We start from the raw sequence: 13,250 nt of genomic DNA, 5'->3' as shown, positions 1-13,250 counted from the left end.
AAGGAGCTGTTCAATGAAACTGAAACGCATATTTGCCCTTATAGGAGCCGTCCTGCTGGCAGGACTTTTTATTCTGGCCATAATTTTGGCTGCCATGGGCGCGCCAAAGAATTATCTCATGGCGGTCATCTTCTCCCTGGTATTCATTCCCATCATACTGTACGCCATGGGGCTTATGACCAGAGTGGTGAAACCATCCGATCCCTTTGAAGACATGGATGAGGACGTAAAGCAGCCCCCTTCGGATAAAACTGACGCGGATTCAGATGATGAGCATAATATGACGCAAAACAGGACCCGCCGGCTGCTGCCGTAAGGTCCTGTTTTTCATTATTCCATATTTATTTGCGCATGATGATGTCGTCTCTTCCCGGTCCGTTGGATACCATTGAGATAGGAGCTTCAATTTCCTTCTCCACGAATTCAATGTATTTGCGGCAATTCTCCGGAAGATCCTGGTACTTCTTAATGCCGCGGATATCGCACTTCCAGCCGGGCAGTCTGGTAAGGACTGGTTTGGCCTTCTCAAGCTTAGACGTAGTCGGGAATTCCCTGGTGACCTGTCCGTCAATCTCATAACCAACACATACCGGTATCTCATCCAGATAGCCCAGCACATCCAGCACGGTAAATGCCACTTCCGTGGTTCCCTGAATCCGGCAGCCGTATCTGGTAGCCACCGCATCGAACCAGCCCACGCGTCTGGGCCTTCCCGTGGTGGCGCCGTATTCTCCGCCGTCGCCTCCCCGGTTTCTCAGTTCATCTGCCTCGTCCCCAAATATCTCACTGACAAAGGCACCGGCGCCCACTGCACTGGAATAAGCTTTTACAACCGTCGTGATATCCTTAATCTCATACGGAGGAATGCCTGCGCCGATGGCTCCATAGGCAGCCAGCGTGGAAGAAGATGTAACCATGGGATAAATGCCGTGGTCCGGGTCCTTAAGGGAGCCCAGCTGTCCCTCTAAAAGGATATTCTTTCCTTCCTTGATGGCCTCATGAAGATAAGCCGAGGTATCGCATACATACGGCTCAATCATATCCCGGTAGCTGAGGAGCTCCTTAATGATTTCCTCAGGATCCAGAAGCGTTTTATGGTACAGGTGCTCCAGAAGCACATTTTTCAGCTCGCACACCCTGTATGCCTTTTCCCTCAGCAGGTCCTCATCAAAGAGTTCACTGACCTGGAAACCAATCTTGGCATATTTATCCGAATAGAAGGGAGCAATACCGGACTTGGTTGAACCAAAGGATTTTCCGGCCAGGCGCGCTTCCTCGTAGGTGTCAAACAGCACATGGTACGGCATGAGAATCTGAGCCCTGTCAGAAACCAGGATTCTGGGCTTTGGCACGCCCCGCTCCATAAGTGACTCAATTTCCTGAATCAGATAAGGAATATTGAGGGCCACTCCATTGCCAATAATGCTGGTTGTATGCTGATAAAACACGCCGGATGGAAGAAGGTGAAGGGCAAACTTGCCATAATCATTGATAATGGTGTGGCCCGCATTACTTCCGCCCTGGAAACGGATGATAATGTCAGACTCCTTGGCAAGCATATCCGTAATCTTACCCTTTCCCTCGTCACCCCAGTTAGCACCTACAATTGCTCTAACCATACTAAAATCCTCCTTCGGGTATCTCCCGTTCAATGCTCATTTGCAGTTTATAAAAGGATGGACACGCATTCCTGTGTATCTTATCCTTACCTAATTTACTACAACCCATACCATAAGTAAAGACGTTCTTTATTATATTCTCCATAAGCAGCGCTTATGTTACCACAAGAGAACACTCATCTGCTGTCCGTCACCTGTCCGCCGGTCATCATATCCAGCAGCCTGCGCCCCGGCATGGAAATCAAGCTGGATTCTCCCGTAACCAAACACATTTGGCGAGGAGGCATCTCTTTTTTGAACCTCAGCCGGAACACCTCGCCTCTGTCTATGGCATCCTCCGCAAAACCTTCCATGACACAGCCGACTCCCATGTTGCGCCTGGCAAACTGCACTATCATGTCGCTGATAGCCAATTCAAATTCCGGTTTAAGCAAAGTCCCCTGCTGTGCCAGGAAGGTGTCCATAAATGTTCTGGTGCTAGTATTCTTTTCCAGTGCAATGCACGGAAAAGCCTCCAGCTCCTTGTACTCCAGCTCCCGCCCTTCCAATTCCTTAAAGCTGCTGCCTGCGATAAATACATTGCGTATGGTCTTTACCTGGAACTGTTTGACAGTACCCCTGCTGGTAAAAGGCGTGGTCACGACCCCAAAATCAATTCTGCCCTCTTCCAGGCTTTTGATAGTCTCAGGGGTAGGCGCATTCGTAACATTCACTTTAATCTTAGGGTATACCCGGTGGAACTGTTCCAGATAAGGAAGAAGGTAAAACTGAAGCGTCATATCGCTGGCCCCGATCCGCACCTCCCCCACCTCCATATTCAGCATCCGCTCCAGCATCTTCCCGCCTTCCAGGAGTTCCTCCACTCCCGGTTTCACATAGTGATATAAAAGTTCCCCTTCCCGTGTAAGCTGCACCCCTTTAGAAGTACGAAAAAACAGCTTAGTCCCAGCCTCCTTTTCCAACTGCCGCACAGCCTGGCTTACAGCCGGCTGTGAAATACACAGTTCCTGGGCAGCCGCCGTCAGGCTGCCATAGGCGCACACATGGTAAAACACCTTATAATACTCAAAATTCACATTCATCCATAAGTTCTCCTTATTGAAAGATGATATAATCAAAATTAGCTCTTATGGATATATCATAGCATAAAATAGAGTGATTGCAAGGTAGGATTAGACGCTCATTGCCCCTCCTTTTGTGCTGCCAGGTCCTTAGCGTTCAATCCGCCCCCCCCCCCACTACACATTAATCTCCGCCGTCAACCCCAGTTCTCCCGCATTTTCCTCAAGCAGCGGCTTAATGACCTCTTCCAGGAATTCCTCCACCTGCTTTGATGAACGTCCGACATAACGGGACGGATCCATGGTCATTTTCAGTTCATCCAGGGAAAGATTAAAGGCCGGGTCAGCTGCTATCAGCTCCAGGAGGTTGTTATCCAGGCCCTTTTCCTTCACGTTCTTTCCTGCCTCCATGGACAGCTCACGAATCCGCTCATGGAGCTCCTGACGGTCGCCTCCTGCCTTTACCGCGTCCATCATGATATTCTCTGTTGCCATGAAGGGAAGCTCAGCCATCAGGTGCTTTTCAATGACCTTGGGATATACCACCAGGCCGTCCACCACGTTCAGGTACAGGTCTAAGATTCCGTCCACTGCCAGGAAACCTTCCGGCACGGACAGTCTCTTGTTGGCGGAGTCGTCCAGGGTCCTCTCAAACCACTGGGTGGACGCCACCAGCATGGGATTCATCATATCGCTCATCACATAGTTGGCCAGGGAGGCAATACGCTCGCTGCGCATGGGGTTCCTCTTGTAGGCCATGGCGGATGAACCGATTTGCTTCTTCTCAAAGGGCTCCTCCACCTCCTTCAGGTGCTGGAGAAGACGGATGTCATTGGAGAACTTGTGGGCGCTCTGGGCAATGCCTGCCAGAACGCTTATGACACGGCTGTCCACCTTCCGTGAATAGGTCTGACCGGATACCGGATAGCAGCCCTCAAATCCCATCTTCTCTGCAATCCTTGCATCCAGGCGGCGGCATTTCTCATGGTCCCCGTCAAAAAGCTCCAGGAAGCTGGCCTGGGTGCCCGTGGTTCCCTTGGAACCCAGAAGGCGCATGGAACCGATTAGGTAGTCCAGGTCATCCAGGTCCAGCTTAAGCTCCATCATCCACAGGGTGGCGCGCTTTCCAACCGTGGTTGGCTGGGCCGGCTGGAAGTGGGTGAAAGCAAGAGTGGGAAGGTCCTTGTATTTTTCAGCGAACCCGGACAGCTCCGCCAGTACGTTGAGCAGTTTCTTCCTCACCAGCTTCAGGGCCTCGGTCATGATGATGATGTCCGTATTATCTCCCACGTAACAGGAGGTAGCCCCCAGATGGATGATTCCCTTTGCCTTGGGGCACTGTACGCCGTAAGCATAGACATGGCTCATGACATCGTGGCGGACTTCCTTCTCCCTGGCCTTAGCCACATCATAATTGATTTCCTCTGAATGGGCCTTCAGTTCCTCAATCTGCTCGTCCGTGATGGAAAGCCCCAGCTCCTTCTCTGTCTCAGCCAGCGCAATCCAGAGCTTTCTCCAGGTACAAAACTTCATGTCAGGTGAAAAGATGTACTGCATCTCCCTGCTGGCATAGCGCTCAGAAAGAGGGCTTACATATCTGTCGTGGTCAATCATGTCATATCCTCCGTATTCATTGATTTGATGTTTTCTATCATACCATATACAATTACTTATATAAATGCCTGCGCCCTATTTCTCATAGCTTCCCCGGATGTCCTGGGAAGGCGGGGCCATAGGGTAATCCCCTGTAAAGCACGCGGTGCAGATAGGCCTTTCAGATGCCATCTGGGACAGCCTCTCCTGCCTTAAGAAGGAAAGGGTGTCTGCCCCGATGATTTGCCTCACTTCATCCACGGTCCTTCCATGGGCAATGAGCTGGTCCTCCGATGGAATATCCGTGCCAAAATAGCAGGGGTGTAAAAATGGAGGCGCGCTGATTCTCACATGGACCTCTCTGGCACCCGCGTCCCGCAGCATCTTCACAATCAGCGCGCTGGTGGTCCCCCGGACAATGGAGTCGTCAATCATGATGACCCTTTTTCCGGCCACAGCCTCCTTTAGCACATTGAGTTTGATGCGCACGGCAGACTCCCTGCTGCTCTGCTTTGGCTTGATGAAGGTCCTTCCCACGTAGGAATTCTTCACAAAAGCATTTCCGTATGGAATCCCGGATTCCATGGCATAGCCCAGGGCCGCCGCGTTGCCGGATTCAGGCACGCCCACCACCAGGTCTGCCTCCGCCGGTGAATCCAGGGCCAGGAACCGGCCGGCATGAATCCTGGCCTTGTATACGCTCACTCCGTCAAAAACACTGTCCGGTCTGGCAAAATAAATATACTCAAAGATACATCTGGCTTCTCCGGAAGGGTCAGGCAGGCACATCTCCTTATCAGAGGATATGCCGTCCGCCGTGATGGTCACGATTTCCCCCGGCTCCACATCCCGGACAAACTCAGCCCCTATAGTCTCCAGGGCACATGTCTCTGATGCCAGGATGTAGGCATTATCCCGTTTCCCGATACACAGAGGCTTGAACCCCATTGGGTCTCTCGCTCCAATCAGCTTGCGGGGACTCATGATTACCAGGGAGTAGGCTCCCTTCAGCTTCTTCATGGCTGTGGCTACTGCGCTCTCCACATTGGGGGTATGAATCCTGGCCCTGGCTATGTGGTAGGCAATGACCTCCGAGTCAATGGTAGTCTGGAAAATAGCCCCTGTGTACTCCAGCTCATGGCGCAGCTCAGGCGCATTGACCAGGTTGCCGTTGTGGGCCAGACCCAGGGTTCCTTTTACATAATTGAGCACCAAAGGCTGTGCATTTTCCCGCGTGCTGCTGCCGGCCGTGGAATACCGCACATGGCCCACGCCGATATTGCCCTTCAAACCTTCCAGCACCTCCGGCGTAAATACCTCGTTGCAAAGGCCCATCCCCTTATGGGCCGCCACCTTCCCCTTGGGTCCTTCTGTGTCGCTCACCGCTATACCGCAGCTTTCCTGTCCCCGGTGCTGCAGGGCAAAAAGCCCGTAGTATATGGCCCGGGCCACGTCGTTCCCATCAAAATCATACATCCCGAAAACCCCGCACTCCTCACGCAGTTTATCTGCCCCAATATCAAAATCCATCAGGTTATGATTCATGAAGTCATGTCCTTTCTGTGTGTCAGGCTATTCTCTTCTCAAAGAAGGGAACGCCTGGGTAATCATGCCCAGGCGTTGTATCTTAATTTGTCCGCGTCAAACCTTCCGGTCGCTTACTGGATACCCAGTCTGCGGAATACTTCTTCGTATGCGTCCTCTACATTGCCCAGGTCTCTTCTGAATCTGTCCTTATCCAGCTTCTCGTGGGTATCCTTATCCCAGAGACGGCATGTATCAGGAGAAATCTCGTCAGCCAGGATAACCTTGCCGTGATAACGGCCGAACTCAATCTTAAAATCAATCAGGTCAATGTTCAGTCCGTCAAAATATTCCTGCAGCACTTCGTTTACCTTAAACGCATACTCAGTGATATCGTCAATCTCCTCCTGGGTAGCAAGTCCCAGTGCCAGTGCGTAATAGCTGTTGATAAATGGGTCGCCCAGGTCGTCGTTCTTATAGCTGAATTCCAGAGTCGGGCATTTGAACTTGATGCCTTCCTCCATTCCCATCTTCTTGGCAAAGCTGCCTGCGGAGTAATTGCGGATGATTACCTCCAGGGGTACAATCTCCACTTTCTTCACAGCGGTTTCCCTGTCATTTAATTCTTCTACCAGGTGGGTAGGTACCCCCTTCTCCTCCAGTTTCTTGAAAATGAAGTTGGTCATACGGTTGTTGATGGCGCCCTTTCCAACAATGGTTCCCTTTTTCAGACCGTTGAATGCGGTTGCATCATCCTTGTAGGACACGATTAACACGTCCGGGTCCTCCGTTGTGTAAACCTTCTTAGCCTTTCCTTCGTAGAGCATCTCTTTCTTTTCCATGGGTATCCACCTGTCCTTTTCTTATATTCGTATGGTTGCGATATGGATTTATAAGCTGACGCTATAAAAGAATACCATTTCAGAAGAAATTATAATACACAATGTCTTTGAATACAAGCGTGGCAATCATTAAAATTCCTAATGAATGTCCTCTGCCCCGCTAATCACTCCCTGAACCGCCGGCCTTCTCACGGTCCTTATACCCTTCCTCAACCTGGAATATGTGGATTTTCTTTTCATCCAGACGAATGGTAAAGCCCCGCTTCAACGATATCATCCCATCCCCGTCTGCCGCCCTGGCCGGACTGCTCTCCTCAATCCGTTCCATGTGCGGTATCTGCTCCCGGACCCAGCGGATAATGCCCCGGCCTGTTCCTGCCCAGGCCATGGTACCTGCAGCCAGAAGGAACAGGGCGCCTCTGATACGGCGCATCCTGCGCCTGACGGACGGACAGCGCTCCTTCCAGGATTTTACCGCCCTCCGGCGCATCCTTCTCAGCCCCATCTTCCTAAAACACATCTCCCTCAGACTTATCTTCCCTATTTGCACCTGTCTGAAACGTCTGATTATGTAACCCAATCAATCCCCTTTCCCGTCTGTCCATGATATTGATTATAATCCTTAACAGGAAGCTCTTCAAGAGGCATCTATGTTTTTACGCAGATAGACCCTCTCCAGCCGTCCCCGGCATAGAAAGGGTCCATAGGCCCTGACAGCAATTTACTATCTGGCCTCTGTTGTATTGTTGGTGCCGCTCTCATTGACTGTGTTTGATTCGCCTGTGATATCATTCACGCCGTTCTTAACGTCATTTGCGCCCTTTTCCACGTCATTCATAAGTCCGTCAATGATGCCGTCCCCTTCCGTTTCCATGGAAGAGGTCTCCATCCCTGTGGTTTCCTGGGACGAGGTACTGGTGGAAGTGGCTGCTGAGGATGAGTTCTGGCTGGCACCTGTTGAAGACTGTGTATTGGAGTTATTGCTTCCACAGGCTGTAACAGACATAACCATGATGAGCAGCAGCATTGCAAAAATTGCAGGTCTGATTTTTTTCATAATGACATTCTCCTTTCGTTTTCTACATATATTATGTGCTTTAGGAGAATGGATTATGGTGGAACATCCTGCCTGTTCTGGAAATTTCTGTCATAATCCTACCACATCCGTCATGGAGTACATGCCGGGCTCCTTACCGGCCAGGAATCTGGCTGCCTCCAGGGCGCCTTTGGCGAAAATGGCCTTAGAATAAGCCGTGTGGCTGAAGGTGACCACCTCGTCCATACCCGCAAATATCACGTCGTGTTCGCCAACTATGGAACCGCCTCTGACGGACGAGATTCCGATTTCCTTCGGATTTCTCTTTTCCCGTCTGGTACTCCTGTCACAGGTATAGGTGTACTGCCCGTCCATGGACTGGTTCATGGAATCCGCCAGTGCCAGGGCTGTGCCGCTGGGTGCATCCACCTTCTGGTTGTGGTGCTTTTCCACGATTTCCATGTCAAAGCCTGAACCTGCCAGTACTCTGGCAGCATCACTCACCAGCTTGAGCAGCAGGTTTACTCCCAGTGACATGTTGGCGGAGCGCAGGATGGCCGTCTTTTCGCTGGCCTTTTCCACTGCCCTAAGCTGCTCTTTCGAGAGCCCGGTGGTACAGAGGACCACGGGAACCTGCTCTCTGCAGCTGTAGGCCAGAAGCCCGTCCACTGCCTTTGGAGACGCGAAATCCACAATCACGTCCGCCTCCACGCTGCACTGGTCCAGGGAAGGGAACACGGGATATCCCAAATCCGTTCCCTCCCGCACATCGATGCCTGCCACAATCCGGATCTCTTCATCTTCTGCCGCCAGTCCCGTGATTACATGTCCCATGGCCCCGCAGCAGCCGTGCATTATCATCTTTACCATTAGTATACCGTCCTTTCCCGGAATCTTCCCTACAGGATGCCGTAAGCTGTCATGGCCTTCTTAAGCTTCTCCTGATTCTGGGGCTCCATCTCAGTCAAAGGCATGCGTAACGGTCCCACGCCCTTGCCCATCATGTTCATGGCAGCCTTTACAGGAATGGGGTTTACCTCGCTAAAGAGCTCTGTAATCAACGGTATGGCCTTTAACTGAAGGCTGGCGCTGGTTTTTACATCCCCCGCGAAGTAGGAAGCGCAGATGTCGTGGGTCTGGCGCGGAGCCACATTGGACAGCACGGAGATAACGCCCTTGCCTCCCAGGGAGAGAAGGGGCACAATCTGGTCATCGTTGCCTGAGTACAAATCCACCTTGCCGTCTGACAGGCTCATAAGAGTGGCAATGGCTGAGAAGCTGCCGCCGGCCTCCTTAACCCCCACAATATTATCCACGTCCTTACACAGGGCCGCAATGGTCTCAGGCTTAATGGTGACGCCTGTCCTGCCCGGGATGTTGTAGAGGATAATGGGAATCCTCACCGCGTCCGCAACAGCCGTGAAATGGGCCATAAGTCCCTTCTGGGTAGCCTTGTTATAGTATGGGGACACCAGAAGAAGTCCGTCCGCTCCCCTCTTCTCTGCCTCCGCGGAGAGATAAACGGCTGTCTCCGTACAGTTTGAGCCGGTCCCTGCAACCACAGGAATCCGTTTCTTTGTCACCCTGCAGATGTACTCAATCACATCCAGATGCTCCTCGTGGGTCATGGTGGAGGCTTCGCCTGTGGTACCGCAGGCAATGATGGCGTCTGTGCCGCCTGCAATCTGCTCTTCTACGATCTCCTCCAGTTTTTCGTAATTTACTTCACCGTTTTCCTTAAACGGGGTCACCAGTGCTACACCTGCTCCTTCAAAAAGTGCCATACTATGTTCTCTCCTTTTTTCTTGATTCAATCACAGTGTGCTTTTCCCCATAGAAAATAAAACCCGGACGTACTTTCCTTGGAAACAAAAAAGGGCTGAGGTAAATGTCAGCCCTTCCATATACGTATGATTCCAGTGTCTAATCCACGTTCTTTGGTAGCTCTCCATCCACCCGGATGACAGTCATACGGCTCTTAACCATATGCCCAGAGGGGGCGTGAACAAGGAACGCTTCCTCTTCGGCGTTTCTCCCTTTCCCTAAGCCATCGCCTGTGCCTGCCACATCCGGCTTATCTACTCATGATTAACGCAACCTCTACTCTATGATTGTTGGTATTATATTATCACCCTGCCAACAGTCTGTCAACAGGAAATCACTCATATCTTGTCTGAATCCTTGTGACCTCATCCACATGACCATCCAGGCACTCCGGATATATGGTCCCTGTGAGGATCAGCTGTATCTGCGCATTCCTGGCCTGGGCTATGATGGCACACATCTCCTCTCCCGATATCACTCCCTCGTCCAGGATTCCCAGAATCTCATCCAGGATAAGCACATCACACTCCCCTGTCACCAGAACCTTCCTGGCAAAATTCAGGCCGTTCAGGATACAGATTCTTGCCTCTGCCTTCTCCTCTTCCGTCAGCCGGTCAAAGAAAACAGGTGTCTTCTCAAATCTGAAAATTTTAAATTCCGGTTCCAGACGCTGTATGATTTCCATGTTATCCGCATCCAGGGCGCCCTTAAGGAACTGTACCATATAGACACGCTTTCCCCTGGTCAGCGCGGTTATTCCCCTTCCGATGGCACTGGTGGTCTTACCGCGTCCCGGTCCACAGATAACCTGTATCATGCTCTCTTTCATCATCTTGCACCTCATGCTTTACTTGCTTTTTCCTAAGAACAATTGGACTTGCTCATAATAGCATAGTTTAGCCAATATTGCAAACATTTCTTACATTTTTCGAAAGATATTCAAAAGGAATCTTTAGATGACAGCGTCTGAAGCATCTTCTGTTCAAGCCTCGTCACATTCCAGCTTGCTGATGGAGACCTCATATGCAATGCGCTTCTCGCACTCTGTCTCACTGAGCTTCTTGGTGTACTCGCGGCTCTGCACACGGCCCCACACCCTTACCCTGGTGCCCACCTCGAAGCTGGAAGCAAAACGTGCGTTGCGTCCCCAGCTGATGCAGGGTATGTAATCTGATTTGCCGTAGGGACGGTTCACAGCCAGAAGGATATCTGCGATTTCCCGTCCAAGAGGAGTTTTTCTGTATATGGGCGGCTTGCAGATATAGCCGTCCAGGAATATCTGATTGGTCTTGGTATAATCCGTGAATTCCTCAATGAAATGGATTTCCCTCACAAAGATGGACAGCATCAGCCGGTTCTTGATTCCCTCATGCCGGTTGTAGGAACGGAACTGGCCTATGGATTCCACGGTGCAGCCTGAATAGTCTTTATGTACGTCTATAAGGCGCTCGGATATCATCAGGGGAATGATGTCCGCCTGCTCGCTGAGTCTGTTGACAGCCACATCCACCATATAAAACCCTTCTCCGAAGACTTCATGGCTGAAGGTAAATCCCGATACGATTTCTCCGATGACGCTTACCCTGTTGTTTTCAATCATTTTTTCTGACATAGTACATCTCCTCTTCGCTTCTAAAATATTTCTCATTCTGCCGTTTTACTTGTTTCATCCTTTTATTCTCTTGCTTTTGTACGGCACATTGATAGTTTATGAGGGGAAATGCCATAATAGAACAAAAAATAAGGCAAATCCCGCCAGAATCGTTCGACAGGATTCGCCATTTCGCTTACAAAATGTCGATTTTTATCTATTTGTTCTTAAATGAAGCCCTTTTTCTCAGGGTTGAGTCCAGAATCTTCTTGCGGATGCGCAGGCTCTCCGGAGTCACCTCCAGAAGCTCATCCGTATCAATGAAGTCCAGGGCCTGCTCCAGGCTCATGATTTTAGGCGGTGTCAGCTTAAGTGCCTCGTCAGCGCTGGAGGAACGGGTGTTGGTCAGCTTCTTTGTCTTGCAGACATTGATTTCAATGTCCTCTGCCTTAGGGCTCTGACCCACTACCATGCCGGAATACACCTTGACGCCCGGTCCGATGAACAGGGTGCCTCTTTCCTGGGCATTGAAAAGACCGTAGGTAATGGCCTCGCCTGCCTCAAAGGCAATAAGGGAGCCGGTCTGACGGTAGAATAAATCGCCCTTGTACTCTGCGTATCCGTCAAAAATGGTATTCAGGATACCATTTCCCTTTGTATCTGTCAGGAAGTCGCCGCGGTAGCCGATGAGTCCTCTGGATGGAATGGAGAATTCCAGCCTGGAATAGCCGCCTGCTGCCTGGCTCATGCCCTGAAGGGCGCCCTTGCGGCTGGTCAGCTTCTGGATGACTACGCCTGTGTATTCCTCAGGCACATCCACATAAGCCAGCTCCATGGGCTCCAGCTTGCGGTTTCTCTCATCGTACTTATAGAGTACCTCTGCCTTGCTGACAGCAAACTCAAAGCCCTCGCGGCGCATGTTTTCAATCAGAACGGACAGGTGAAGCTCACCGCGGCCAGACACCTTGAAGCAGTCTGCGGAATCAGTCTCCTCCACCCGCAGGCTCACGTCCGTGTTAAGCTCCCTGAACAGACGGTCACGCAGATGGCGGGAGGTGATATATTTACCCTCCTGGCCTGCCAGCGGGCTGTCATTGACCATGAAATACATGGCAATGGTTGGTTCAGATATCTTCTGGAATGGAATGGACTCCGGGTTCTCAGGGGAACAGATGGTGTCGCCGATATGGATGTCGGCGATACCGGAGATGGCAACGATGGAACCAATACCGGCCTCCTGCACCTCCACCCTCTTAAGCCCGTCAAACTCATAGAGCTTTCCTATCTTAATTTTCTTAAACTTATCCGGATCGTGATGGTTTACCAGAACACACTCCTGGTTCACCTTGAGTCCCCCGTTGTCCACCCGTCCGATGCCGATTCGGCCTACGAACTCGTTGTAGTCAATAGTGCTTATGAGTACCTGTGTCTCCGCATCCGGGTCTCCCTCCGGAGCCGGGATATGGTTTATGATGGTCTCAAACAGAGGACTCATGTCCACTTCCGGGTCCTCAATCTTGTATTTTGCAAATCCGGCCCTGGCAGATGCATAGACAAAGGGGCAGTCCAGCTGCTCGTCCGTTGCATCCAGGTCCATCATCAGCTCCAGCGTCTCGTCAATGACATCCGCAGGTCTGGCCTCAGGCCTGTCAATCTTGTTGATACATACGATGACGGACAGGTTCAGATCCAGCGCCTTCTGAAGCACGAACTTTGTCTGGGGCATGGGTCCCTCATAGGCATCCACTACCAGCACAACGCCGTCCACCATCTTGAGCACACGCTCCACCTCGCCGCCGAAATCAGCGTGTCCTGGTGTATCGATGATGTTGATTTTTGTGTCTTTATAAAATACAGCCGTGTTCTTGGACAGAATGGTGATTCCTCTCTCACGCTCCAGGTCATTGGAGTCCATAACACGCTCCTGTACCTCCTGATTCACGCGGAACACGCCGCTCTGCCTCAGCAGCTGGTCTACTAATGTGGTCTTACCATGGTCTACATGGGCAATGATAGCGATATTTCTTACATCTTCTCTTTTCATCTTCATAGTGATTACTCTTCCTTATTATATACGTCTACAGCCACGGTTTTATAGTATAGCATTGGTGTGTTGATATTGCAAGGGATTTTGCACCATTTCCGCTAATTCACGCTATT

Annotated in this window: 13 protein-coding genes and 1 riboswitch; of the genes, 1 reads left to right on the top strand and 12 read right to left on the bottom strand. The window is 51.0% G+C overall.

Features of this window, described 5'->3' with window-relative positions:
- Nucleotides 1–13: 13 nt before the first annotated feature.
- On the top strand, nt 14–316 hold the full coding sequence (locus G614_RS28995; RefSeq protein ID WP_044918897.1) for a hypothetical protein: 303 nt from the start codon (nt 14–16) through the stop codon (nt 314–316).
- Nucleotides 317–341: 25 nt separating this feature from the next.
- Here G614_RS28995 and G614_RS0124205 read toward each other — a convergent pair whose 3' ends face one another.
- The 12 genes from G614_RS0124205 to typA form a co-directional block, all read right to left on the bottom strand.
- Nucleotides 342–1,619, bottom strand: a complete 1,278-nt coding sequence (locus G614_RS0124205) for an adenylosuccinate synthase (RefSeq protein ID WP_027643918.1) — start codon at nt 1,617–1,619, stop codon at nt 342–344.
- Nucleotides 1,620–1,795: 176 nt separating this feature from the next.
- Nucleotides 1,796–2,701: a LysR family transcriptional regulator gene (locus G614_RS0124200; protein WP_027643917.1), complete on the bottom strand. Its 906-nt coding sequence runs from the start codon at nt 2,699–2,701 to the stop codon at nt 1,796–1,798.
- Nucleotides 2,702–2,857: 156 nt separating this feature from the next.
- Nucleotides 2,858–4,294, bottom strand: a complete 1,437-nt coding sequence (purB, locus tag G614_RS0124195; RefSeq protein ID WP_027643916.1) for an adenylosuccinate lyase — start codon at nt 4,292–4,294, stop codon at nt 2,858–2,860.
- Between the two features lie 75 nt (nt 4,295–4,369).
- On the bottom strand, nt 4,370–5,818 hold the full coding sequence (gene purF / locus G614_RS0124190) for an amidophosphoribosyltransferase (RefSeq protein WP_027643915.1): 1,449 nt from the start codon (nt 5,816–5,818) through the stop codon (nt 4,370–4,372).
- Nucleotides 5,819–5,931: 113 nt separating this feature from the next.
- Complete coding sequence (purC, locus tag G614_RS0124185; RefSeq protein WP_027643914.1) at nt 5,932–6,639, bottom strand: phosphoribosylaminoimidazolesuccinocarboxamide synthase; 708 nt, start codon at nt 6,637–6,639, stop codon at nt 5,932–5,934.
- 160 nt (nt 6,640–6,799) lie between these two features.
- Complete coding sequence (locus G614_RS0124180) at nt 6,800–7,219, bottom strand: hypothetical protein (protein ID WP_027643913.1); 420 nt, start codon at nt 7,217–7,219, stop codon at nt 6,800–6,802.
- A 144-nt stretch (nt 7,220–7,363) separates the two neighbouring features.
- Nucleotides 7,364–7,696 (bottom strand): hypothetical protein, encoded by a 333-nt coding sequence (locus G614_RS0124175; RefSeq protein ID WP_027643912.1) that lies wholly within the window; start codon nt 7,694–7,696, stop codon nt 7,364–7,366.
- Nucleotides 7,697–7,786: 90 nt separating this feature from the next.
- Nucleotides 7,787–8,545: a 4-hydroxy-tetrahydrodipicolinate reductase gene (gene dapB / locus G614_RS0124170; protein ID WP_027643911.1), complete on the bottom strand. Its 759-nt coding sequence runs from the start codon at nt 8,543–8,545 to the stop codon at nt 7,787–7,789.
- Between the two features lie 29 nt (nt 8,546–8,574).
- On the bottom strand, nt 8,575–9,459 hold the full coding sequence (dapA, locus tag G614_RS0124165) for a 4-hydroxy-tetrahydrodipicolinate synthase (protein ID WP_027643910.1): 885 nt from the start codon (nt 9,457–9,459) through the stop codon (nt 8,575–8,577).
- 149 nt (nt 9,460–9,608) lie between these two features.
- Nucleotides 9,609–9,786, bottom strand: a riboswitch (Lysine riboswitch).
- A gap of 47 nt (nt 9,787–9,833) precedes the next feature.
- Entirely contained in the window at nt 9,834–10,331 is a 498-nt protein-coding gene (locus G614_RS0124160) for a cob(I)yrinic acid a,c-diamide adenosyltransferase (protein ID WP_027643909.1), read from the bottom strand.
- A 150-nt stretch (nt 10,332–10,481) separates the two neighbouring features.
- Nucleotides 10,482–11,111: a single-stranded DNA-binding protein gene (locus G614_RS0124155; protein WP_027643908.1), complete on the bottom strand. Its 630-nt coding sequence runs from the start codon at nt 11,109–11,111 to the stop codon at nt 10,482–10,484.
- Nucleotides 11,112–11,307: 196 nt separating this feature from the next.
- Complete coding sequence (gene typA / locus G614_RS0124150) at nt 11,308–13,140, bottom strand: translational GTPase TypA (protein ID WP_027643907.1); 1,833 nt, start codon at nt 13,138–13,140, stop codon at nt 11,308–11,310.
- Nucleotides 13,141–13,250 lie beyond the last annotated feature (110 nt).

The organism is [Clostridium] clostridioforme AGR2157 (assembly GCF_000424325.1).
Lineage (GTDB): Bacteria > Bacillota > Clostridia > Lachnospirales > Lachnospiraceae > Enterocloster > Enterocloster clostridioformis_A.
This window is presented reverse-complemented; position numbering and strand designations above follow the sequence as displayed.

Excerpts from the sequence above, each read along its gene's own strand:
- G614_RS28995 (WP_044918897.1), top strand. The coding sequence starts at position 14 with ATGAAACTGAAACGCATATTTGCCCTTATAGGAGCCGTCCTGCTGGCA.
- G614_RS0124205 (WP_027643918.1), bottom strand. The coding sequence starts at position 1,619 with ATGGTTAGAGCAATTGTAGGTGCTAACTGGGGTGACGAGGGAAAGGGT.
- G614_RS0124200 (WP_027643917.1), bottom strand. The coding sequence starts at position 2,701 with ATGAATGTGAATTTTGAGTATTATAAGGTGTTTTACCATGTGTGCGCC.
- purB (WP_027643916.1), bottom strand. The coding sequence starts at position 4,294 with ATGATTGACCACGACAGATATGTAAGCCCTCTTTCTGAGCGCTATGCC.
- purF (WP_027643915.1), bottom strand. The coding sequence starts at position 5,818 with ATGAATCATAACCTGATGGATTTTGATATTGGGGCAGATAAACTGCGT.
- purC (WP_027643914.1), bottom strand. The coding sequence starts at position 6,639 with ATGGAAAAGAAAGAGATGCTCTACGAAGGAAAGGCTAAGAAGGTTTAC.
- G614_RS0124175 (WP_027643912.1), bottom strand. The coding sequence starts at position 7,696 with ATGAAAAAAATCAGACCTGCAATTTTTGCAATGCTGCTGCTCATCATG.
- dapB (WP_027643911.1), bottom strand. The coding sequence starts at position 8,545 with ATGGTAAAGATGATAATGCACGGCTGCTGCGGGGCCATGGGACATGTA.
- dapA (WP_027643910.1), bottom strand. The coding sequence starts at position 9,459 with ATGGCACTTTTTGAAGGAGCAGGTGTAGCACTGGTGACCCCGTTTAAG.
- G614_RS0124160 (WP_027643909.1), bottom strand. The coding sequence starts at position 10,331 with ATGATGAAAGAGAGCATGATACAGGTTATCTGTGGACCGGGACGCGGT.
- G614_RS0124155 (WP_027643908.1), bottom strand. The coding sequence starts at position 11,111 with ATGTCAGAAAAAATGATTGAAAACAACAGGGTAAGCGTCATCGGAGAA.
- typA (WP_027643907.1), bottom strand. The coding sequence starts at position 13,140 with ATGAAGATGAAAAGAGAAGATGTAAGAAATATCGCTATCATTGCCCAT.